A 21,323-nucleotide genomic window follows, 5' to 3' on the forward strand; every position below is an offset into this window, starting at 1 on the left:
CGGCTCAGGGGCGGGCGATGGTGCGGCTGTCACCGCGGAATTCGGCGACCACCTGCTCGCCGCAGGTGACGGTGACGTCGTAGATCCCGTTGCGACCGAAGCCCGCGACCTCGCGGGCGTCGGCGACGAGCAGGTCACCGGCGTGGGTGGGGCGCAGGAAGCGGATGTCGCAGCGGGCGGCAACAGCGGCGTCGTCACCGCTGTTGCAGGCGACCGCGAACGCGGTGTCGGCGAGGAGAAACACATAGCCGCCGTGGGTGATGGCGTGGCCGTTGACCATCTGTGCTCCGATGCGCATCGACATCCGCGCCCGCCCGGCACCGAGCTCGAGGAGCTCGATGCCGAGCGCGCGAGACGCGTTGTCCTCGGCGAACATCCGCCGCGCGATCGCGTGGTCGGTGACCTCGTCGGGAACCGACGTCACGGACGCACCGAGGTCTCGGCGTGGGTGAACATGGTGACCCCACCGGTGGCGAAGTTGGGCACATCACCTGCGGCGGCGGCCATCTCGGGAGACCCCAGGCCGGCCTTCAACGAGTCGTCGTCGGCGAAGTACAGGCTCGCGACCGAGTAGTACGGCGGCTCGGAGCCGTCAAGCGTCGACACCTTGGCGTAGGTGTAGTCGGTCAGGCCCGGGATCGCATTCGCGAGCGGGATGTGTACCCGCTCGTAGTAGTCGTCGAACGCGGCGGGGTCGGTGGGTTGTCCGTAGCAGACGGCAACGCGAACGGTCATGTCGATTACTCCTTTTCGGCTTTGGCGACGAGCGTGAGCACGTCGTAGGTCGCCACCGGGTCGTCGTTCTGGTTGGTCACGACGGCATCCCAGCGCACCTCACCGTAATCGGCGCTCTGGCGTGGCGTGATCTGTTTGGCCGTCAACGTGACGGTGAGGCTGTCCTCGGCTTTGACCGGCGTGAGGAATCGCAATCCGTCGACGCCGAAGTTGGCCAGCACCGGGCCCGGTGCCGGATCGACGAACAGGCCCGCGGCCAGCGACACCACCAGGTATCCGTGGGCGACGATGCCGCCGAAGAGGGGGTTGGCCGCGGCAGCTTCCGGGTCGGTGTGCGCGTAGAAGGTGTCGCCGGTGAATTCGGCGAAGTGGTCGATGTCGGCACGCGTCACCTGACGCGGCCCACCCACGATGGTGTCGCCGATCTGCAACTGCGACAGATTCTTCCGGAACGGATGCACATCGGTCTGCACGCGGTCGGCGCCGCCGACCCAACGCCGTCCGACCGCGGTGAGGATGTTCGGTGTGCCCTGCACCGCGGTGCGCTGCATGTGGTGGAGCACGCCGCGGATGCCGCCGAGTTCCTCCCCGCCGCCCGCGCGGCCGGGGCCGCCGTGCACCAGGACCGGCAGCGGGGAGCCGTGGCCGGTGGATTCGGCGGCATCCTCGGCGTTGAGCACCAGAATCCGACCGTGGTAGGCGGCGATGCCGCGCACGACGGTCGCCGCGACGTCGGTGTCGGCGGTCACCAGCGAGGCCACCAGCGATCCGCGGCCGCGGGCGGCAAGGGCGATGGCGTCGTCGGTGTCGCGGTAGCCGATGACCGTCGACACCGGACCGAAGGCCTCGATGTCGTGGATCTCCGGCGCCCAGCTGTCGGTGGCGCGCAACAGGATCGGCGAGAGAAATGCGCCTGATGAGCGCTCGGCGTCAACGAGCTCGACGTGGTCGGGGTCGCCGAAGACGATGTCGGCCGATTTGGTCAGTCCCCGAAGTGCTTTCAGGACCTCGTCACGCTGCTCGATGCTCGCGAGGGCGCCCATCCGCACGTCGGGGGCGGCGGGATTGCCGACGCGGATCGTGGCCAGTCTCGCCGACGCGGCCTCGACGACGGCATCGACAAGCGGCTCGGGGACCAGGGCGCGGCGGATCGCGGTGCACTTCTGCCCGGCCTTGACGGTCATCTCGGTGACGAGTTGCCGCACGTACAGGTCGAATTCGGGATCGCCGACGGCGACGTCGGCACCGAGGATCGATGCGTTGAGTGAGTCCGCCTCGGCGGTGAAGTGCAGCCCGGACGCCACCACCGTCGGGTGGGCGCGCAGCACGGCGGCGGTGTCGGCCGAGCCGGTGAAGGCCACCGAATCCTGTCCGTCGAGATGGTCGAGCAGATCGCCCGCGCTGCCGCACAGTAGTTGCACCGAGCCCTCGGGCAGGATGCCGCTCTCGACGATGCGGCGGACCACGAGTTCGGTGAGATAGGCAGTGGCACTGGCGGGTTTGACGATCGTGGGCACTCCGGCGATGAACGCCGGGGCCAGCTTCTCCAGGAAACCCCACACCGGGAAGTTGAACGCGTTGATCTGCACCGCAATCCCGCGTCGGGAGGTGTAGAGGTGTTGGCCGAGGAAGGTGCCCTTCTTGCCGAGCTGCTCGACCGGTCCGTCGAGATAGACGGTGTCGTCGGGCAATTCGCGTCGGGCCTTGCTCGCATAACTCAGGACGGTCCCGAATCCGCCGTCGATGTCGACGGCGCTGTCGCGGTCGGTGGCGCCGGTCGTGCGGGAGAGTTCGTAGAACTCGTCCTTGCCCGCCATCAGGGTGAGGCCGAGTTGTTTGAGCAACCCGGCCCGCTCGTGGAAGGTCAGCGAGGCCAGCGCCTCTCCACCGACGGTGCGTGCGTACTCGACCATCGCGGCGCGATCGACACCGGTCGCCGAGATCCGCGCCACCTCCGATCCGTCGACCGCGCTGAGCAACGGCGTGCCCTCGTCGGGCGCGGCGTACCAGCGTTCTTGTGTCCAGCTTTCCAACAATCGGCTCACAGCCCAGCTCCCTCTACCGTCCATTCGGTCGGTAATTACCATCGCCGGGACGTTGGTCCCGTGTCAAGGGGTGGCGATGGTCAGCGACGGCGGCGCAGGCCGTCGAAGGTCATCGCGACGACGGCATCGGCGAGTTCGTCGACACTGACCCCGACACGTGGTCGGTACCACTCGATGAGCGAGTTGACCGTGCCGAACAGCAGCCGTGCCACCAGTGCCGGGTCGACCTCCGGGGAGACGTCGCCCTCCTCGGCGGCGCCGATGACGAGGTTGCCGACGAACTCGTCGAACTCACGTCGACGGGCCAGTGCCCGGCGTTCAACGACCGAGTTGCCGCGTACTCGCAGTAGCAGTGTGACGTAGGGGAGTTCGGCGGCCAGGATCTCTACACTGCGTCTGACCAGGTACTCCAGCCGATCGATGTGTCGGCCCTCGGTGGTGCCGGCCTCCGTGGTGGCGGCGAAGAGGGCTCCGAGTGCGCGCCCGAGAGCCAGCTCGAGGAGTTCCTGCTTGCCCGAGACGTGGTGATAGATCGACGACTTGCTGATCCCGAGCCGGTCGGCGAGCACATCCATGCTCGTGCCGTCGTAGCCCTTCTCGTTGAAAACCTTCACCGCGACCGCGAGCAGCGAGTCGAGGTCGTAGCCGGGGCGCCCCGGGCGGCCCGTGCGCTTGGCCGGTTTCGCAGTGGTCATGGATCTCATGATGGCAAAAAGCCCGCGGGACGGTGACCGGGGACGACACGGGGCTTGCAACCGACCAAAAGGTCGGTTATTAATGGAGGGGTCCACAGTGTGAGGAGGGCCAATCATGGCCGGTGCGGTGACCACCGACACGCCACCCGTCGATCTCGAGCACGTGGTGATCTCCGACGACGGCGATCGCTACCGCGTCACGCTGAACCGTCCGGAGCGCCGCAACGCCATCACCGGCGAGATGATCGCCGAACTGCACCGGGTGTGTGCGATCGTCGAGCGGGCGCCCAAGCCGGTGCTGCTGTGCGGGGCCGGACACAACTTCGCGGGCGGCGCCGACATCGCCCAGCTCGCCCGACGTACCTGCGACGATGCCCTGGCCGGGATCAATCGCACCCTGTTCGACCGGATCGCGGCGCTCGCGCTGCCCACTGTCGCCGTCGTCGAGGGTTACGCGCTCGGTGGCGGTGCCGAACTCGCCTATGCCTGCGATATCCGCATCGCCGCACCGGATGCGGTGTTCGGCAACCCCGAGCCCGCGCTGGGCATCCTCGCCGCGGCAGGCGCGAGCTATCGCCTCCCGCAGCTCGTCGGCACCTCGGTCGCCAAGCAGATCCTGCTTGCCGGCGCGCGACTCGACGCCGAGCAGGCATTGCGGCACGGCCTGGTCATGGAGGTCGCCGACGACCCGTTCGCCGTGGCCGAGACCGTCATCGATCGCATCGTCGCGCAGTCGGCGCTGGCGCTGCGCCTGTCGAAGACCGTCATCGACGCACCCGGCCATCACCCATGGGCCGACGATATCGCGCAGGCTGTGCTCTTCGACGGACCCGACAAGACCGAACGCATGTCCGCATTCCTGGAGAAGAAGTCATGAACAGCAGCACTTCTGGCGGCGATCTCCCGGCAACCGTCGGCGTGGTCGGTGGCGGACGGATGGGCGCGGGCATCGCGCAGGTCTTCGCCGAGCGCGGTGTCACGGTGACCATCTCGCTCGACCAGGAGGGAGCCCGCAGTCGTGTCGCGACCGGTCTGCAACGCGCCGCGGATCGCGACCTGCTGGGTGGTCGGACACCCGACGAGGTTCTGACACGGGTGCACACCGTCGGTGAACCCCGTGCGCTGCCGACAGATCTCGGCCTTGTCGTGGAGGCGGTTCCCGAGAACGTCGCGCTCAAACTCGACGTTCTCGCGCAGGTCGCCGAGACGGTGGCCGCCACCACCGTCATCGCCTCCAATACGAGTTCCCTGTCGATCTCCGAACTCGGTGCGGCACTGCCAGACCCGTCACGATTCGTCGGCATGCACTTCTTCAATCCGGTGCCGGTCTCCGAACTCGTCGAGATCGTGCGCGCCGGCACCACGGCCCAGAGCACCGTCGATGCCGTCCGCGGATGGGTCGACGCCCTCGGTAAGACGGCGATCGTCGTCAACGACTCCCCGGGATTCGCCACCAGCCGGCTCGGGGTCCACCTGGGCCTCGAGGCCATCCGGATGGTCGAAGAGGGCGTCGCCGACGCCGAATCCATCGACCGCGCCATGGAATTGGGCTATCGGCACCCGATGGGTCCGCTCCGGTCGACCGATCTCGTCGGACTCGACGTGCGGTTGGCCGTCGCCGACCACCTCGCCGCGACCCTCGGGGCGAGGTTCGAACCACCACAACTGCTGCGCGACAAGGTTGCCCGCGGTGAACTCGGTCGCAAGTCCGGCCGTGGCTTCTACGATTGGGAAGGCTGACAGATGACAGTGATACTGGAGATCACCGACGGACTCGCCACCATCACCCTGGCGCGCCCGCGCGCCCACAACGCGCTCGACGTCGAGACCAAGACGGCACTGCACCAGGCGATCGAGAAGGTCGCGGGTGATCGGACGGTACGTGCGGTCCTGCTGGCGGCCGAGGGCAAGAACTTCTGCGTCGGACAGGATCTCGGCGATCACGTCGCCGAACTGAGGAAGTCACCCGAGCATGCGATGGACACCGTCGCCGACCACTACAACCCGGTCATCCGGGCGCTCGCGGGCATCGAGGTGCCGGTGATCGCGGCCGTCCGCGGCGCTTGCGTCGGTGCGGGATTCGGGATCGCGCTGACCGCCGATATCCGGATCGCCTCGCAGAATGCCACGTTCGCCACCGCATTCGCGGGCATCGGCCTGGCGAGCGACTCCGGTCTGTCGCATCATCTGGTCTCCATGCTCGGCAGTAGCCGCGCCACCGGACTGCTGATGCTCGGCGATCGCATCGACGCCGCGCAGGCCCTCGACTGGGGCCTGGTGCATCGCGTCGCCCAGGATTCCGACTTCGATTCCACTGCAGTGGATCTGGCCCGACGCCTCGCCGACGGACCCACCGAGGCGTTCCGCCGGATCAAGGACCTCGTCGGGGCCGGCGCCGACGGCCTGAGCGCAGCGCTGGACCGCGAGTACGACGCACAACGTCACCTCGGGGCGACCGCCGACCATGCCGCGGCCGTCGAGGCATTCCTCGACAAGCGCACGCCCGAGTTCAGCGGTCGCTGAGAGAGCAGGAAAGATGACCGACACCGAGCTACAGCAGCGCGTCGAACTTCAGCAGTCGTTCGACGCGACCATCGCCGACGAGGCGCGTATCGAACCCCGTGACTGGATGCCGGAGGGCTATCGCAAGACGCTGGTCCGGCAGATCGCCCAGCACGCGCATTCGGAGATCATCGGTATGCAGCCCGAGGGGAACTGGCTGACCAGGGCTCCGTCGTTGCGGCGCAAGGCGATACTGATGGCCAAGGTGCAGGACGAGGCGGGCCACGGCCTCTACCTGTACTCGGCCGCCGAGACGTTGGGCGCCGATCGAGCCGACCTCACCGACAAACTCATCTCCGGGCGGCAGAAGTACTCCTCGATCTTCAACTACCCGACGCTGACCTACGCCGACGTCGGGACGATCGGGTGGCTCGTCGACGGCGCGGCCATCTGCAACCAGGTACCGTTGTGCCGCAGCTCCTTCGGGCCGTACGCCCGGGCGATGATCCGTGTGTGCAAGGAGGAGTCCTTCCACCAGCGCCAGGGTTATGAGCTGCTCACCACGATGATGGGTGGCACCGACGAGCAGCGGGCGATGGTGCAGGAATCCGTCGACCGGTTCTGGTGGCCGGCGCTGATGATGTTCGGCCCACCCGATGACCGTTCGCCCAACAGCGAACAGTCGATGGCGTGGGGGATCAAGCGGCACAGCAACGACGAGTTGCGCCAGAAGTTCGTCGACATGAGCGTCCCGCAGGCCGAAGCCCTCGGCGTGAGCTTCCCCGACCCGGAGCTGGCGTGGAATGCCGAACGCGGACACTACGACTTCGGCGAACCCGACTGGAGTGAATTCACCGAGGTCGTCAAGGGCAACGGTGCGATGAACGTCGAACGGATCGCAGTCCGCCGCGCCGCGCACGAGGACGGCGCCTGGGTGCGGGATGCGGCAACGGCTTTCGCCGCACGGGAACAGGAGAACCACCGATGAGTGACATCAAAGCAGAATGGCCGCTGTACGAGGTGTTCGTGCGCGGCAAGCGTGGGCTGAACCACGTGCACGTCGGCTCGCTGCACGCCGCCGACGACCAGATGGCCCTGCGGCATGCGCGCGACGTGTACACCCGCCGCAACGAGGGTGTCAGTATCTGGGTGGTGCGCTCGGCCGACATCGTCGCCACCAGTCCGTCGGAGAAGGACCCTTTCTTCGCCCCGAGCGGCGACAAGGTGTACCGGCATCCCACGTTCTACGACATCCCCGACAACGTCCCCCACATGTGAGAGGACGACGACATGACCGATCATGAGAACGCCTACGAGGGCCTCGTCGACGAAGATTCGCACGGCCAGTGGGCCTTCGGCACCAGCTTCGACGATCCGCTCGCCGGCGTCGACACCACCGTCCCCGACGACGTCGACCACGCCGCGCTGGCCGCCTACTGCCTGATGCTCGGCGACGATGCGCTGATCAGTGCCCAGAGACTCGCCCAATGGTGTACCCACGCACCCGAACTCGAGGAAGAGGTGGCGCTGGCGAACATCGGACTCGACCTGCTGGGCGCGGCGCGGCTCCTGCTCGCCCGCGCCGCGGCCGCCGATCCGACTGTGGTACCCCACATCTCCGAGACCACGCCGGTGCCCGCCGAAGACGCGCTGGCCTTCTTCCGGGTCGAGTCGTCGTTCCGCAACGTGCATCTCGTCGAGATCGACAACGGCGACTTCGCGGTCTCGCTCGTCCGGCTGCTGGTGTTCTCGACATGGCGACTGGCCGTGTTCGACAGACTGCGCACCTCACGGGACCCGGTACTGGCCGCGGTCGCCGACAAGGGCGTCAAAGAGCTGACCTATCACCGTGATTACGCGGCTCGCTGGGTGGTCACCCTCGGGTGCGGCACGGCGGAGTCACGTCGTCGCCTGCTCGACGCGCTGTCGCGGGTGTGGCCCTACGTCGACGAGCTGTTCGTCCCGACATCCGAGGAAATCGCACTCGCCGCCGTCGGGGTGGCGGTCGATACCGCCCGCGTGCGAGGCGAATTCGACGACATCGTGGGCCAGGTCTGTCACGCTGCCGAGGTCGAGATTCCCGACGGACCGCACATCGGACGGGTCGGCGGCCGTGCCGGACGTGACGGTCTGCACACCGAGCACATGGGATTGCTGCTCGCCGAGATGCAGAGCGTGGCCCGTCGCCATCCCGAAGGGGTGTGGTGAGATGCAGACACTCGCAACCCGATCCGCGCGGGAGATCGTGGAATCGATTCTTGACCCGGAGATGCCGATGGTCACCCTCGCCGACCTCGGGATCATCCGCGAGGTCCGGCTCGACGATCCCGGCGCGGTAACCGTCACGATCACCCCGACCTACTCGGGCTGCCCGGCGATGGCCACGATCCGTGACGACATCACCGCCGCGTTGCAGCGTCACGGATTCGCCGACGTCACGATCCGAACCAGCCTCACCCCGGCGTGGAGCACCGACTGGATCACCGACGAAGGGCGCGCCAAGCTCGTCGAGGCCGGATACTCGCCGCCGGGCGCTGCCCCGCGGCGGCGGTCGGGGCCGATCCCGCTGACGTTGACCGCGCGCCCGCGCGAGGTGGCGTGTCCGCAATGTGGTTCGACTCGCACGCAACTGATCTCGGAGTTCGGCGCTACCCTGTGCAAGGCGCACTACCAGTGTCTGGCCTGTGCCGAGCCGTTCGATCACGTCAAGGAGATCTGACCGTGACCTCAACCGTCGAGACCACCGCCGTTCCGGTCACCGGTCCGTCGCGCAACCGCGACTTCCACAGCCTGACCGTCGCCGACGTCGAATCCCTGTGTGACGACGCCGTCGCCGTCCGGTTCGACGTTCCGCCGGATCTACGGGACACCTTCACCTTTCGGCCCGGACAGTCCCTCACATTGCGGCGCACGGTCGACGGGACCGAACACCGGCGCACCTACTCGATCTGCGCGCCCGCGGGCACTGCTCCGCGCGTGGGTGTTCGCGAGGTGAACGGAGGACTGTTCTCGAGCTGGCTCGTCCATCACGTGCGGCCCGGCGACCGCATCGAGGTGCAGCCGCCATCGGGATCGTTTCAGGCGAACCCGGATTCGGGTGGGCGGCACCTGTTGATCGCGGCCGGCTCGGGCATCACCCCGATGCTGTCGATCGCTGCGTCGATGCTGGCGACTCCCGACGCCGAGGTGACGCTGATCTACGCCAACCGCAAGACCCGGTCGGTGATGTTCGCCGAGGACATCGCCGATCTCAAGGACGCCCACGGCCCGAGGTTCGACGTGATCCACGTGCTCTCCCGTGAGCCGCGCGAGGCCGAATTGTTCAGCGGGCGACTCGATCGTGATCGTCTCGAGGAGATCCTCACCACCGTCGTACCGACCGGCGACATGGACCACTTCTGGTTGTGTGGCCCGCTCGGCATGGTCGAGGCGGCCGAGGAGGTGCTCCTGGCCCGTGACATCGACAGGGACCGTATCCACCACGAACTCTTCTACGTCGAGGCCACCCCGCCACCACCGGATCGGCATCGGGAGCCGGGGATCTCGGGACCCACGAGCGAGGTGACCATCGTCCTCGACGGACGTTCGGTTGCCGGATCGCTCTCGCGGGACGAGAGCATCCTCGACGCGGGGGAGAACCTGCGCTCGGACCTGCCGTTCGCCTGCAAGGGCGGGGTGTGTGGAACCTGCCGCGCCAAGATCACCTGTGGGGAGGTCGACATGCGACGCAACTATGCCCTCGAGGAGTCCGAGGTGGCCGCCGGATTCGTCCTCACCTGCCAGTCCTATCCCGTAACCGAGTCCGTGACCGTCGATTTCGACGCCTGACACCGTCCTCCCTCTCACGCCTGGAGTCCACCATGACCAGCACCCTCCCCAGCGCCGCCGGCAGTCCGGAGACCGTCGACATCGACCACGCGAGTCGCGACCGGATCGCCGATCTGCAGCTCTCGCGTCTCAAGTGGTCCTTGCATCACGCCTACGACAACGTCGCGCATTACCGGAACGCCTTCGACGAGAAGGGGGTTCATCCGAGCGATCTGAAGGAACTCTCGGATCTGTCGTTGTTCCCGTTCACGGCGAAAGCCGATCTGCGCGACAACTATCCGTTCGGGATGTTCGCGGTACCGCAGAAGCAGGTGTCGCGGATTCACGCCTCGTCGGGAACGACGGGGCGTCCCACCGTCGTCGGTTACACCGCGAACGATCTGAACAACTGGGCCGATTTGGTGGCTCGCAGCCTGCGGGCGGCCGGGGTTCGGCCGTCGGACAAGGTCCACGTCGCCTACGGCTACGGTCTGTTCACCGGTGGGCTGGGCGCGCACTACGGCGCAGAGCGGTTGGGCTGCACGGTGATCCCGATGTCCGGTGGCATGACCGATCGCCAGATCCAGCTGATCGAGGACTTCGCTCCCGATGCCATCATGGTCACGCCGTCGTACATGCTGACCATCGTCGATTCGATGATCGCCAAGGGCATCGATCCGTCGTCGACCTCGTTGCGCGTTGGTGTCTTCGGCGCTGAGCCGTGGACCGAGCAGATGCGGCGTGAACTCGAGACCCAGGTGGGGATGGACGCCGTCGACATTTACGGACTGTCGGAGGTGATGGGCCCCGGTGTCGCGCAGGAATGCGTGGAAACCAAAGATGGACTGCACATCTGGGAGGACCACTTCTATCCCGAGATCGTCGACCCGATGACCGGTGAGGTGCTGCCGGACGGCGAGGAGGGAGAGCTCGTCTTCACCTCCCTGACCAAGGAGGCGATGCCGGTCATCCGGTATCGCACCCGCGATCTGACGCGACTGCTGCCGGGCACCGCGCGTTCGGTGCGACGGATGCAGAAGGTGACCGGACGATGCGACGACATGATCATCCTGCGCGGGGTCAATCTGTTCCCGACGCAGATCGAGGAACTGATCCTCACCGTGCCGGCACTCGCGCCCCAATTCCAGTGCGTCCTCGAACGTCCCGGCCGCATGGACAATCTGACCGTGCGCGTCGAATACCGTCCCGACGCACCGGGTTCGGACTGGCAGCCTGCTGCCGATTCGTTGAGAAAGGCCATCAAGAATCGGATCGGGGTTACCGTGGATGTCGAGATCGCCGAGCCCGGGACCCTGCAACGATCGACCGGCAAGGCGAAACGATTGGTCGACAACCGCCCCAAGGATTGATGTCATGAGCACCGCCGCCTCACACGATTTGGAGTTCGACGTGTGGCGGGAGGCGATCTCGAGTGCCTTCGTGCCGTTGGACGCCGCGCCGCTCGTCGGCGCGCCCACGGCATTCAGCGGCGGCCTCGCCAGCCGGGAACTCGGGGACCTCCAGCTGTCGGAGGTGCTCGGGGAGTCGGCGTGGGTGCGCCGGACCGCATCGACGATCCGCCGGGCCGACCCCGGCGTGATCAAGGTGGCGCTGCAGTTGTCGGGGCATTCGACGGTGTCACAGGCCGGGCGGGAGGCCGAACTCGGACCCGGGGACCTGGCCGTCTACGACACGAGCCGACGTTACGAGCTGGCCCTGGCCGACTCATTCGACATCCTGGTCGCCGTCATCCCGCGGGAGACGTTGCGTATCAATGACTCCGAACTCGACGACGGCGTGGCGCGCACCATCACCTCATGCACCGGTGTGGGCGCTCTGCTACGTCCGATGCTCTGCGCGCTGCGGGAACAATCGCTGGGCGAGGAGCCGATGGCGCCGCAGGGAATGAGCGCACAGTCCCTCGTGACCGATGCCGTGGCCGACCTCGTCAGCGCCTGCCTGCGTGCCGCGGTGCCCGACACCGGCATCGGCGCCGGGGAGACGGTACTGATGTCGGCGCGGACGTACATCGAAGGGCACCTCGGTGACCCGTTCCTGACACCGGCAGCCGTTGCGGCTCATCATCATGTGTCGCTGCGCTATCTGCAGAAGCTCTTCGCGCAGGACGGCGACACCGTCGCCGGGTTCATCCGGCGGCTGCGGCTGGAGCGATGCCGCCGGGACCTGGCCGACCCGCTGCAGATCCACCGCAGCGTCGGAGCGATCTGTGCCGCCAACGGTCTCGTCGAGGCCGCCCACTTCTCCCGAATCTTCAAGAGCGCCTACGGCATGAGCCCGCGTCAATACCGCGACTCCCACCTGCCCGCCGCAAGCTGACCCCGTACCCCGCCGGCGTCCCTGATCCCGCTGGTCGAGGTGACGATAGGAACTCGGCGTCCCTTTGCCCGCTGGTCGAGGTGCGACGAGCGCAGCGAGGAGCCTCGAGACCGCTTGTGCTGCTGATGGTTCCGGTGTGCTGCGGAGGTCCTTTTGCCGGTTGGTGCGGCGGCGGGTTGTGCACACCGATTGTCGGGTTGAGCGGTTTTGTCGGTGGTCATCGTTAGGGTGTGGGTAGTGGTGGTGATCGGCGAGTTCGTGTTCATGGCATCGTGCGGCGGGAGGGGTGGTGATGACCGGAGAGCGTGTGTCGACGGCGGGGTTGTGGTCGTCGCCGTCGGTGTGGCCGGTGTTGTTGGAGCCGATCCTCGCCGGCATCCCTGACAGTTCCGATATACCCAACAGTTCCGATACCCCTGTCACGGCCGACGTACCCTTGCCGATGGTGCCCGCGACGAAGCGGTCAACGAGTCGTTGTGCGCGATGATCGATTTGGAGCGCGGCAAGTCGTATCTGGCGTATGAGATGTATGGGCAGGCGTGGCGGGTTGCGCAGAGTGTGCGGCGTGTTGAGTCGTCGGGCACCGATCATTCGTGGTTGTTGTGTGACGAGCATGCGCAGGTCGCGGCGCGGTTTGCGCATTGTTTGTCGTTGTCGCAGCGGGCTGCCGAGGAGTTGTTGTCGCACGCGATCGCGTTGCATACCCGGTTGCCGAGGGTGTTGTTGTCGTTGCGTGACGGGCAGATCTCGGCGGATCTGGTGAAGGTGGTCATCTCGCATACCGAGTTGGTGGATGGCCGCGAGATCGCAGCTGATGTCGATGCGGAGATCGCCGTCGAACTCGGGGTGCATCGGGGTGCGTGGTCGCGGTGGTCGGTGGCGACGATGGTGGATCGGATTGTGTTCCGTCACGATCGGGATGCGGTGCGGGAGCGTTGGCGTCGGGCCATTGATGGTCGGGAGATGACTGCTCGTCCGACGCGTGACGGGATGGGCCGGTTGTCGGTGACGATGTCGGCCGAGGACATGGCGGTAGCGGTGGCGGGGGTTCGGCGGCTTGCTGATGCGGTGTGTCCGGGGGATGGGCGGACGGTCGCGCAGCGGTGTTCGGATGCGTGTTTCGCGTTGTTGTCGGGGACGGTGTTCGAATGTCGTTGTGGAAGTGCGGAGTGCACGGCGGTGATCCCGGAGCCGGGTACGGTGCCGCCGATGACCGGTGCGGCGATCGTGCATGTGATCGCGGACGCGTCGACGGTCGCCGCGGCGACGGCCCCGCCTGCTGATGAGGTCGCGACCCCTGACGAAGGACGCGTGTCGGCGGGGTTCCTGATCGGGCATGGGGTGATTGCCGATACCCAGGTTGCCGAGATCGTGACCCGGCCCGGGACGGTGGTGCGGCCGGTCGTGCCCGCGGGGACCGTGGAGAACGGTGATGGCTCGTTCACGGTGCCCGCGTATCAGCCGTCTGATCCGCATCGTCCGTCGTCGGCGTTGGACACGTTTGTGCGGGTACGTGATGGTGTCGGGGTGAATCCGGGGGATGCGACGCCGAGGTTTGCTACTGACGTCGAGCATGTCGAGGAGTTCGATCACGACAATCCTGCGGCTGGTGGGCAGACCAGCCCGGACAATCTGAACATCAAGTCGCGGTTCTTCCATCTACTCAAGACGTTTGGTACCGGATGGCTCGATATGCAGTATCGCGATGGTGCGGGCCGGTTGCGGACCGAGTTCGTGCTCCCGGAGGGTTTGGTGGTGCCGGGGAAACCGGAGAATCTGGAAGTCCTGTTTCCCGGGTTGCGGCGGGTGCGGTTCACACCGCCGCGGACGCGGCAGACGCCGGCCGGTGGTGAGGATGAGGGTGATCCGGAGAAACCGGGCCCGCGGATACTGCACGCACCCCGTCGTTCGATGACGCGGGTGGCGGCCAAACATGCCCGTCGCCGTGCCGAGCGGGAGCGCAACCGTCGCCGCCGCGAGAACGGCACCTCCGACATCCACGCACGCATCCGCGGACTGGACTGAGCGACTGACTGAAAACCGCTGCCCGAGTTGGCAAACGCGGGTGGTACACCCACCGCGTCTGCCAACTCGGGCAGCGTTCCCTACGTTCAGTACATGATCACCCCGCGCACGTTCTCGGCGCGGCGCATCGCGGCGTAGCCGTCGTTGACCTGGTCGAGAGTGTATGTGCGCGTGATCATCTCGTCGAGCTTGAGACGCCCCTCCATGTACAGGCGTAGCAGGTGGGGGATGTCGAAGCGGATGTTGGCGTTGCCGAACCATGCGCCCTTGAACGTCTTGCGCATCGCGGTGAGGTCGAACAGGCTCATCGTGACGTCTGTGGCGGTGAGGTCACCTACCGAGACCTGCACGCACACACCACCCTTGGCGACCAGGCTCATCGCCGGTGCCACCAGGGCACCCTGTGCGACGTCGACGGTGATGAGCACCTTGTCGGCCAGCTGACCCCAGGTGATCTCCTGCAGGAGTTCCTGTGCTTCCTCGATGCTCGCGACAGCGTGCGTGGCGCCGAAGATCTTGGCCTGATCCCGCTTGAACGGCGACGGATCGACGAGCACGACGTGCCGAGCACCCGCCAGCGCGGCACCCTGCACCGCACCGCAGCCGACACCGCCCATACCCAATACGACGACGGTCTCACCGGCAGAGACGCCGGCCGCGTAGACCGACGAGCCCCAACCGGTGGTCACACCGCACCCGACGAGCGCGGCCTTGTCGAGCGGGATGTCCTTGGTGAGTTTGACGCATGACGCCTCGTTGACCACGGTCACCGGTGCGAAGGTGCCGAGCAGGCACATCAGACCCGCATCCTGGCCGTTGACGTGATGACGGGATGTGCCGTCGGAGAGCTGCACGCCGGCAAGCAGATTGGCGCCGAGATCACAGATGCTCGACATCCCCTTGGCGCACGACGGGCACCGCCCGCACGCCGGGATGAAGCCGAGGGCGACGTGGTCGCCGACCTCGACGGACTTCACCCCCGGGCCGATCTCGGTCACCACACCGGCGCCCTCGTGGCCGCCGATGTACGGATACATCCCCACGGGCACGCTGCCGTCGCGGACGTGCTCGTCGGAATGGCACATCCCCGACGCAGCCAGCTCGACCTTCACCTCGCCGTACTTCGGGGCGTCGAGCTCGAGCTCTTCGATCTGCCAATCCTGGCCGGGCTCCCACAGAACTGCTGCTTGTGTTTTCATGATCGATCCTTGTCTTCGGTGAAACTACTTCGGTTGGTCCGATGTTCGGGCGGTCGTCACAGGTCTGTCGGTTCAGAGAACGACGGTGACGACCTTCTCCTCGGTGTTCGCGACGATGCCCGCCCACCCGAGCTCACGGCCGACACCGCTGGTCTTCATGCCGCCCCAGGGCAACGCCGGGTCGATCGCCGCCCACCCGTTGACCCAGACCGCTCCGGCCCGTACCCGCGCCGCCAGCGAATGAGCCTGAGCCACATCCGATGTCCAGATACTGGCGGCGAGGCCGTAATCGGTGTCGTTGGCCAGTGCGATCGCCTCGTCCGGTTCGTCGAAGGCGATCACCGTGCCGACCGGCCCGAAGATCTCCTCGCGGGCGATCCGCATGTCGTTGGTGGCGTCGGCAAAGATGGTGGGCTGCACGAAGAATCCGGACTCCCCGCCACGGTCGCCGCCGGCGACGAGGCGAGCCCCCTCGGACCGGCCGGACGCGATGTAGTCCAGCACGGTGGCCTGCTGTTTCGCGTTGACCAACGCGCCCATGGTGGTGGCCGGATCCAACGGGTCGCCGAGGACCTGCGCGGCCGCGGCGCCGGCGAGTCCCTCGACCACCGCGTCGTAGTGCGAACGATGCACCAGCACACGGGTTCCGGCGGCGCACACTTCGCCCTGATTGAAGAACAGCCCCATCGCGGTGCCGTTGATCGCGGCCTCGACGTCGGCGTCGGCGAGGATGATCTGCGGTGACTTGCCGCCGAGTTCGAGCGTGGTGCGCTTGAAGGTGTCGGCGGCCACCTTCAGGATGTGGCGACCCACCCGTGGGCTTCCGGTGAAGCTGATCTTGTCGACGTCGGGATGCGCGGTCAACGCCTCACCCACCACCTGGCCCAGTCCGGGGACGACGCCGACGACGCCGTCGGGCAGTCCGGCCTCGGCGAGTAGCGATGCCAGATGCAGGATCGACAGCGGTGCATCCTCCGGGGGCTTCACCACGACGGTGTTCCCGGCTGCCAGGGCTGGTGCGAGCTTCCATGCGGCGATCATCAGCGGGGTGTTCCACGGGATGATCGCGCCGATCACGCCGACCGGCTCACGCACGGTGTAGGAGTGTGTCGGCCGCCCGAAGTAGCCGGCGGTGGGGATCGACTGCCCGGTGATCTTGTCGGCCCAGCCCGCGAAGTGACGGAACGTGGCCGCCGCGTTGGGGACGTCGAGCATGGCCGGTTGCCCGATCGGCTTGCCGATGTCGAGCGACTCGAGGCGGGCCAGGATGTCGGCATCACGCTCGATGAGGTCGGCCACCCGGTTGAGCAGTGCGCCGCGGGCCGCGCCGGGGGTGGCGGCCCAACTGCCCGACAGTGCGGCACGGGCCGCGCGGACCGCGTCATCGATGTCGGTGGCCGAGCCCGCGGCGACGTCGACCAGCGGCCGACCGGTCGCCGGGTTCAGGTCGGTGAAGGTCTCACCGTCGGCGGCCGCGCGCCAGGCACCTCCGATGAAAAGCCTCGTCTCGGTGCCCGCGGGTAGGTGGGTGGCCGCGCCGTCGATGTCCACTGCCGTCATTGCGTCTCCGCTCTCTCGGTCGTTGTGACTGCTGCCACAATTCTCGAAATCGGCGGCCGGCATTACTTGCACGTGCGCGCATGGATTGTTGACCGAACGCGAACCATCACAACTGGCTAACGACCGCTCCCGCGATTTCCGGGACGCCGATTCGGGGCGTTAAGCTGAGAAAACTGTGACTGTTGTGATTGAAGGGGCTGATGGTGCATAAGAGCTTGGTGCGAGTTCTGGCGGCGGTGTCGACCGCCGTGACCGTCGGCGCGCTCACCGGCACGGGCGTCGGCGTCGCCGACACCGATCCGGCGCCGCCCAATTCCTCGACCAACACCACGACGACGTCGACCACCTCGACCGCCGACCAGCCGGCCAACCCCGCCAATCCGGCACCGATGAACGCGTCGAAGATCCAGACCCTCGTCCATGATTCGCCCCAGCAGGTCACCGCGATCGTGTACTCGGCGTCGATGGACAAGCTGATCCCGGTGACTGTCCTGCTGCCCAAGGACAAGAGCAAGCCCGCGCCGACGCTGTACCTGCTCAACGGTGCCGGTGGCGGCGAGGACTCGGCCACCTGGGCCGCTAAGACCAGTTACATGCAGTACTTCGCCGACAAGAACGTGTACGTGGTGACGCCGATCGGCGGCGCCTTCTCCTATTACACCGACTGGCAGAAGGACGATCCGGTACTCGGGCGCAACAAGTGGACGACCTTTCTCACCAAAGAGCTTCCGCCGCTGATCAACAAGGAGTTCGACACGACGGGCGAGAACGCCATCGCCGGCATCTCGATGGCCGGCACGTCGGTGCTCAATCTCGCGATCGCGGCCCCCGGACTGTACAAGTCGGTCGCCGCCTACAGCGGGTGCGCCCGCACCAGTGACCCGTTGGGGCTGGCCTATATCCGGATGGTCGTCGGCGATCGCGGCCACGGCAACATCGTCAACATGTGGGGCGTGCCGGGCGGTCCCGGGTGGGTGGCCAACGACCCGTACGTCAACGCCGGAAAACTCAAGGGCACCAAGGTGTACATGACCAGCGGCAGCGGTCTGCCGGGTCCCAACGATCAGCTCAATGCGCCACTCATCGACGGTGATCCGGTCACCCTCGGCAACCAGATCCTCCTCGGCGGCGTGATCGAGGCCGCGGTCAATCAGTGCACCGAGCAGATGGCCCAGCGGATGAACGAACTCGGTGTCGAGAGCAAGGTCATGTTGCGTCCCACCGGAACCCACTCGTGGGCCTACTGGGAACAGGACCTGCACGACACCTGGCCGATGATCGCCGCCGACCTCGCAAAGCGGCCGGCCGGCAACTAGGCCGATAGGCGCCTAGTAGGCCATGAACAGGATCTCGTTGCGCGAGTACTCGTGGTCGGGGTGATTCTCGGCCAGGTGCTTGCGAACGTTGTCGACGAGTTCGTCCTCGGTGGTGCCGCGCAGCATCTCGCCGCACGGGCAGGTCAGCCGGGTCTTCATGAGTGGGGCACCCGATCCTTCAGGAGTAGTCGGACGGTCAGTTCGAGGCGATTGGTGACATCGGTCGCCGACGCGCGGCGCGTGAGCCACTGCACCAGGTTGGACATCCACACGTCGGCGAGCACGCGGGCGATGGCGAGATCCTCCTCGCCCGGTTCACCCTCGTCGACGATCGCGCCGGCGAGCAACCGGTCGATGATGCCGGCGACCTGATCGACCTCGGCGGTCGCCGACGCGTCGGCGAACATGAACGCCCGGGTCATCGCCTCGGTGAGAAGCGGATCGCGCTGCATCGCGAAGGTGATCATGTCCAGGACGTGCCGCAGACGTTCGATCGCGTTGTCGCCGCGCAGTTGTGACCGGTCGACCCGAGACTCGACGCGGGCGAGTTCGCGCGCCAGCGAGGTCACCAGCAGGTGCACCTTGGACGGGAAATACCGGTAGAGCGTGCCGACCGCGACGTCGGCTTTCTCGGCGACGGTCCGCATCTGGACGGCGTCGTAGCCGCCCTTGGACGCCAAGGTCAGGGTGGCGTCGAGGATTCGACGTCGTCGGTCTCGCTGGGCCGCGGACCCGTATTCGCCTGTGCCGGTGTCGGCGACCGCTTCGGTCGCGGTTGCGGCGTTGTCAGATGCAGCCATGTGCTCTCGGACATCCTCACGTCGTCGGGTCGTGGTGGGCCGCGCGGTCGCGTAGGTGGGTAGGCGAACCTGCGTCCCTCATGGCATATTAGAACAGGTTCTAGTTCCTGGTCACCTTTCGACACCGAAGGAATCCCGTGACTCTCGCCACGTCTTCCGAACAGCTCGCGGTCTGCGAGGCCGTCGCGGCCTGGTCGGCGCGGGTCGGTACCACCGACATCGCGCGTGCCCAGATCGACAAACCGGGCGAGGACTGGTTGGGATTGTTCCACCAACTCGCCGAGTTCGGGCTGTTCGCCGCGGTGTTACCCGAATCCAAGGGTGGTCTGGGCGCGGGTTTCACCGACCTCGCCGCCATGCTCGAGCAATGCGGCCGCGACCTCGTGCCCGGTCCGATCGGGGAGACCGCGGCGACCGCACTCGCGCTCACCATGACCGACGACCCGCGGGCCGAGGGGCTGCTGGCCGCAGTGGTCGCAGGCGAGGCGCCCGGAGTCGTCCCGGTCTCCGACGGTCCGCTGCCATCCATCGGGGATCGGCTGGAGCTGGTGGTGCCCGGATACGTCGACGCAGCGGTACTGCTCCTGCCCACCGTCGACGGGTGGCGCATTCTCGCGCCCGGCGACGGGACGCGAGAAGCGACCGTCGAGACCCCGGTCGACGGGGCCACTCCGGTCGCCCGCGTCACGATCGACGGCCTCGAGCCGGATGCGCCGATCGTGTGCGCCGACTCACCCCTCGTCGACGGTGTACTGGCGTTGGCGCGCAACGCTTTCGCGAGCGGCGTGTGCCGCTGGGCGCTCGACACCGCCGTCGGCTACGCCAAGGTCCGCACCCAATTCGGGGTGGCGATCGGCTCCTTCCAGGCGATCAAACACATCTGTGCCGATATGTTGTGCCGCACCGAGCAGGTCGAGGCCGCGGCCTGGGATCTCGCGAACGCCCTCGACTCCGCCACTGCCGACGCCGGCGCCGACGAGCAGTTGTCGCTGAGCGTCGAGGTCGCCGACATCCTGGTCGCCGACCTACCCGTCGCCGTCACCAAGGACTGCGTGCAGGTCCTCGGCGGCGTCGGCTTCACCTTCGAACACGATGCGCATCTGTATCTGCGCTCGGCGATGACCGCGCGCGCCCGTCTCGGCGCCGGTGTTCCCGCGCGGATCTCGCTGTCACAGCGCGGACTCGGCGGGCAGCGGCGCGAATTCGAGGTCGACCTGTCGGCCGTCGAGGGGCATCGTGCGGAGGTTCGTGCGATGGTCGAAAAGGTGCGGGCCACACCGGAATCGGAGCAACGTCGGCTGCTCGCCGAGAGCGGCTACCTGGCGCCGCACTGGCCGCCGCCGCACGGGCTCGGCGCCGACCCCGCGCTCCAACTGCTCATCGACGCCGAGTTCGACCGCGCCGATGTCGTCCGGCCCGACCTCGTCATCGGGGCCTGGGCCATCCCGACCATCCTCGAGCACGGCACCGACGCTCAACGCGACCGCTTCGTGGCGCCCACGCTGGCCGGGGACATCATCTGGTGTCAGCTGTTCAGCGAACCCGAGGCCGGATCGGATCTGGCCTCGCTGCGCACCCGCGCCACCCGGACCGACGGGGGCTGGATGCTGACCGGACAGAAGATCTGGACCTCGCAGGCCCACAATGCGCAGTGGGGAATCTGCCTGGCGCGCACCGGCGATGGTGACACACCCAAGCACAAGGGCATCTCCTACTTCCTGGTCGACATGGCCTCGCCGGGCATCGACATCCGGCCGCTGCGCGAGCTGACCGGTCGCGCGAACTTCAACGAGGTCTTCCTCGACGAGGTGTTCGTCCCCGACGACTGCGTGGTCGGTGAGATCGGCGGCGGGTGGCGACTGGCGCGCACGACCCTGGCCAACGAGCGGGTCGCGATGGGCGGTTCCGGGCTCGGCAAGGAGATGGAGTCGCTGCTGCACCAGATTTCCGAAATGTCCCGGCCGCTCGACCGCGCCGAGCAGGCACGTCTGGGCCGACTCGTCGCCGACGCCCACATCGGTCGGGTCCTCGACGCACGTGCGGTCACCCGGCGCCTGGCCGGCCATGATCCCGGGGCGCTGTCGAATGTGCGCAAACTGATCGGCGTCGCCCACCGGCAGTCGGTGCCCGAGGCGGCGCTCGATTTCCTGGGACTCGACGCGGTGATGGCCGGTGGCGCTTCGGATCTCGCATTGCAGAATCGGTGCCTGTCGATCGCGGGCGGCACCACCCAGATCCTCAAGACCGCCGCAGCGGAGCGAATCCTCGGACTCCCGCGCGCCTGATCTGATACAACTAGAAC

General features: G+C 67.1%; 21 protein-coding genes. 13 read left to right on the forward strand and 8 right to left on the reverse strand.

From position 1 onward, the window contains the following. Positions 1-4: 4 nt before the first annotated feature. The 4 genes from paaI to QNM97_RS02145 form a co-directional block, all read right to left on the reverse strand. Positions 5-376: a hydroxyphenylacetyl-CoA thioesterase PaaI gene (paaI, locus tag QNM97_RS02130; RefSeq protein ID WP_283823072.1), complete on the reverse strand. Its 372-nt coding sequence runs from the start codon at positions 374-376 to the stop codon at positions 5-7. A 44-nt stretch (positions 377-420) separates the two neighbouring features. Then, positions 421-735, reverse strand: coding sequence for an EthD family reductase (locus QNM97_RS02135; RefSeq protein WP_283821392.1), 315 nt, complete (start codon positions 733-735; stop codon positions 421-423). A 5-nt stretch (positions 736-740) separates the two neighbouring features. Then, entirely contained in the window at positions 741-2,780 is a 2,040-nt protein-coding gene (gene paaZ, locus QNM97_RS02140; protein ID WP_283821393.1) for a phenylacetic acid degradation bifunctional protein PaaZ, read from the reverse strand. Positions 2,781-2,860: 80 nt separating this feature from the next. After that, positions 2,861-3,475: a TetR/AcrR family transcriptional regulator gene (locus QNM97_RS02145; protein WP_014361429.1), complete on the reverse strand. Its 615-nt coding sequence runs from the start codon at positions 3,473-3,475 to the stop codon at positions 2,861-2,863. 115 nt (positions 3,476-3,590) lie between these two features. Here QNM97_RS02145 and QNM97_RS02150 point away from each other — a divergent pair, with 115 nt between their 5' ends. The 11 genes from QNM97_RS02150 (at position 3,591) to QNM97_RS02200 (ending at position 14,146) form a co-directional block, all read left to right on the forward strand. Further along, the gene (locus tag QNM97_RS02150; RefSeq protein WP_283821394.1) at positions 3,591-4,352 is read left to right on the forward strand and encodes an enoyl-CoA hydratase/isomerase family protein; all 762 of its coding nucleotides are present in this window, start codon (positions 3,591-3,593) and stop codon (positions 4,350-4,352) included. After that, positions 4,349-5,215 carry a 3-hydroxyacyl-CoA dehydrogenase family protein gene (locus tag QNM97_RS02155; protein ID WP_283821395.1) on the forward strand — a complete coding sequence of 289 codons (867 nt, stop codon included), beginning with the start codon at positions 4,349-4,351 and terminating at the stop codon, positions 5,213-5,215. Before QNM97_RS02150 ends, QNM97_RS02155 begins: the two co-directional genes overlap by 4 nt. A gap of 3 nt (positions 5,216-5,218) precedes the next feature. Next, a complete protein-coding gene (locus QNM97_RS02160; protein ID WP_283821396.1) occupies positions 5,219-5,998 on the forward strand; it encodes an enoyl-CoA hydratase/isomerase family protein in 780 nt (259 codons plus the stop codon). 13 nt (positions 5,999-6,011) lie between these two features. Then, positions 6,012-6,965: a 1,2-phenylacetyl-CoA epoxidase subunit PaaA gene (gene paaA, locus QNM97_RS02165; RefSeq protein ID WP_283821397.1), complete on the forward strand. Its 954-nt coding sequence runs from the start codon at positions 6,012-6,014 to the stop codon at positions 6,963-6,965. Then, complete coding sequence (gene paaB, locus QNM97_RS02170; RefSeq protein ID WP_006369755.1) at positions 6,962-7,255, forward strand: 1,2-phenylacetyl-CoA epoxidase subunit PaaB; 294 nt, start codon at positions 6,962-6,964, stop codon at positions 7,253-7,255. Before paaA ends, paaB begins: the two co-directional genes overlap by 4 nt. Before the next feature lie 12 nt (positions 7,256-7,267). Beyond that, positions 7,268-8,185 (forward strand): 1,2-phenylacetyl-CoA epoxidase subunit PaaC, encoded by a 918-nt coding sequence (paaC, locus tag QNM97_RS02175; protein ID WP_283821398.1) that lies wholly within the window; start codon positions 7,268-7,270, stop codon positions 8,183-8,185. Between the two features lies 1 nt (position 8,186). Then, positions 8,187-8,696: a 1,2-phenylacetyl-CoA epoxidase subunit PaaD gene (gene paaD, locus QNM97_RS02180; protein ID WP_208792586.1), complete on the forward strand. Its 510-nt coding sequence runs from the start codon at positions 8,187-8,189 to the stop codon at positions 8,694-8,696. A gap of 2 nt (positions 8,697-8,698) precedes the next feature. Further along, positions 8,699-9,805, forward strand: a complete 1,107-nt coding sequence (gene paaE / locus QNM97_RS02185) for a 1,2-phenylacetyl-CoA epoxidase subunit PaaE (RefSeq protein ID WP_283821399.1) — start codon at positions 8,699-8,701, stop codon at positions 9,803-9,805. Between the two features lie 32 nt (positions 9,806-9,837). Further along, positions 9,838-11,154, forward strand: a complete 1,317-nt coding sequence (gene paaK / locus QNM97_RS02190; RefSeq protein WP_283821400.1) for a phenylacetate--CoA ligase PaaK — start codon at positions 9,838-9,840, stop codon at positions 11,152-11,154. 4 nt (positions 11,155-11,158) lie between these two features. After that, positions 11,159-12,121 (forward strand): AraC-like ligand-binding domain-containing protein, encoded by a 963-nt coding sequence (locus QNM97_RS02195; RefSeq protein WP_283821401.1) that lies wholly within the window; start codon positions 11,159-11,161, stop codon positions 12,119-12,121. Positions 12,122-12,604: 483 nt separating this feature from the next. Further along, positions 12,605-14,146, forward strand: a complete 1,542-nt coding sequence (locus QNM97_RS02200; protein ID WP_283821402.1) for a DUF222 domain-containing protein — start codon at positions 12,605-12,607, stop codon at positions 14,144-14,146. 86 nt (positions 14,147-14,232) lie between these two features. On the opposite strand, the gene QNM97_RS02205 is transcribed toward QNM97_RS02200, so the two are convergent. Next, the gene (locus tag QNM97_RS02205; protein ID WP_006369766.1) at positions 14,233-15,345 is read right to left on the reverse strand and encodes an NDMA-dependent alcohol dehydrogenase; all 1,113 of its coding nucleotides are present in this window, start codon (positions 15,343-15,345) and stop codon (positions 14,233-14,235) included. Between the two features lie 72 nt (positions 15,346-15,417). After that, positions 15,418-16,905 (reverse strand): phenylacetaldehyde dehydrogenase StyD, encoded by a 1,488-nt coding sequence (styD, locus tag QNM97_RS02210; protein WP_283821403.1) that lies wholly within the window; start codon positions 16,903-16,905, stop codon positions 15,418-15,420. A gap of 200 nt (positions 16,906-17,105) precedes the next feature. Here styD and QNM97_RS02215 point away from each other — a divergent pair, with 200 nt between their 5' ends. Beyond that, on the forward strand, positions 17,106-18,221 hold the full coding sequence (locus tag QNM97_RS02215; protein ID WP_283821404.1) for an alpha/beta hydrolase: 1,116 nt from the start codon (positions 17,106-17,108) through the stop codon (positions 18,219-18,221). A 12-nt stretch (positions 18,222-18,233) separates the two neighbouring features. Here the strand turns inward: QNM97_RS02215 and QNM97_RS02220 are convergent, their stop codons facing one another. Both QNM97_RS02220 and kstR read right to left on the reverse strand, forming a co-directional pair. Continuing rightward, on the reverse strand, positions 18,234-18,380 hold the full coding sequence (locus QNM97_RS02220; protein WP_006369769.1) for a YuzB family protein: 147 nt from the start codon (positions 18,378-18,380) through the stop codon (positions 18,234-18,236). Continuing rightward, a complete protein-coding gene (kstR, locus tag QNM97_RS02225; RefSeq protein WP_006369770.1) occupies positions 18,377-19,021 on the reverse strand; it encodes a cholesterol catabolism transcriptional regulator KstR in 645 nt (214 codons plus the stop codon). Before kstR ends, QNM97_RS02220 begins: the two co-directional genes overlap by 4 nt. A 137-nt stretch (positions 19,022-19,158) precedes the next feature. On the opposite strand from kstR, the gene QNM97_RS02230 reads away from it, so the two are divergent. After that, positions 19,159-21,306, forward strand: coding sequence for an acyl-CoA dehydrogenase family protein (locus QNM97_RS02230; RefSeq protein ID WP_283821405.1), 2,148 nt, complete (start codon positions 19,159-19,161; stop codon positions 21,304-21,306). The last annotated feature ends 17 nt before the right edge of the window (positions 21,307-21,323 follow it).

It is taken from the genome of Gordonia sp. L191 (genome assembly GCF_030077625.1).
GTDB classification, from domain to species: domain Bacteria; phylum Actinomycetota; class Actinomycetes; order Mycobacteriales; family Mycobacteriaceae; genus Gordonia; species Gordonia polyisoprenivorans_A.

Excerpts from the sequence above, each read along its gene's own strand:
- paaD (WP_208792586.1), top strand. The coding sequence starts at position 8,187 with ATGCAGACACTCGCAACCCGATCCGCGCGGGAGATCGTGGAATCGATT.
- QNM97_RS02195 (WP_283821401.1), top strand. The coding sequence starts at position 11,159 with ATGAGCACCGCCGCCTCACACGATTTGGAGTTCGACGTGTGGCGGGAG.
- QNM97_RS02145 (WP_014361429.1), bottom strand. The coding sequence starts at position 3,475 with ATGACCACTGCGAAACCGGCCAAGCGCACGGGCCGCCCGGGGCGCCCC.
- QNM97_RS02160 (WP_283821396.1), top strand. The coding sequence starts at position 5,219 with ATGACAGTGATACTGGAGATCACCGACGGACTCGCCACCATCACCCTG.
- paaK (WP_283821400.1), top strand. The coding sequence starts at position 9,838 with ATGACCAGCACCCTCCCCAGCGCCGCCGGCAGTCCGGAGACCGTCGAC.
- paaB (WP_006369755.1), top strand. The coding sequence starts at position 6,962 with ATGAGTGACATCAAAGCAGAATGGCCGCTGTACGAGGTGTTCGTGCGC.
- QNM97_RS02200 (WP_283821402.1), top strand. The coding sequence starts at position 12,605 with ATGATCGATTTGGAGCGCGGCAAGTCGTATCTGGCGTATGAGATGTAT.
- kstR (WP_006369770.1), bottom strand. The coding sequence starts at position 19,021 with ATGGCTGCATCTGACAACGCCGCAACCGCGACCGAAGCGGTCGCCGAC.
- QNM97_RS02215 (WP_283821404.1), top strand. The coding sequence starts at position 17,106 with ATGGTGCATAAGAGCTTGGTGCGAGTTCTGGCGGCGGTGTCGACCGCC.
- styD (WP_283821403.1), bottom strand. The coding sequence starts at position 16,905 with ATGACGGCAGTGGACATCGACGGCGCGGCCACCCACCTACCCGCGGGC.
- QNM97_RS02220 (WP_006369769.1), bottom strand. The coding sequence starts at position 18,380 with ATGAAGACCCGGCTGACCTGCCCGTGCGGCGAGATGCTGCGCGGCACC.
- QNM97_RS02135 (WP_283821392.1), bottom strand. The coding sequence starts at position 735 with ATGACCGTTCGCGTTGCCGTCTGCTACGGACAACCCACCGACCCCGCC.
- QNM97_RS02155 (WP_283821395.1), top strand. The coding sequence starts at position 4,349 with ATGAACAGCAGCACTTCTGGCGGCGATCTCCCGGCAACCGTCGGCGTG.
- paaI (WP_283823072.1), bottom strand. The coding sequence starts at position 376 with ATGTTCGCCGAGGACAACGCGTCTCGCGCGCTCGGCATCGAGCTCCTC.
- paaC (WP_283821398.1), top strand. The coding sequence starts at position 7,268 with ATGACCGATCATGAGAACGCCTACGAGGGCCTCGTCGACGAAGATTCG.
- QNM97_RS02150 (WP_283821394.1), top strand. The coding sequence starts at position 3,591 with ATGGCCGGTGCGGTGACCACCGACACGCCACCCGTCGATCTCGAGCAC.
- paaA (WP_283821397.1), top strand. The coding sequence starts at position 6,012 with ATGACCGACACCGAGCTACAGCAGCGCGTCGAACTTCAGCAGTCGTTC.
- QNM97_RS02205 (WP_006369766.1), bottom strand. The coding sequence starts at position 15,345 with ATGAAAACACAAGCAGCAGTTCTGTGGGAGCCCGGCCAGGATTGGCAG.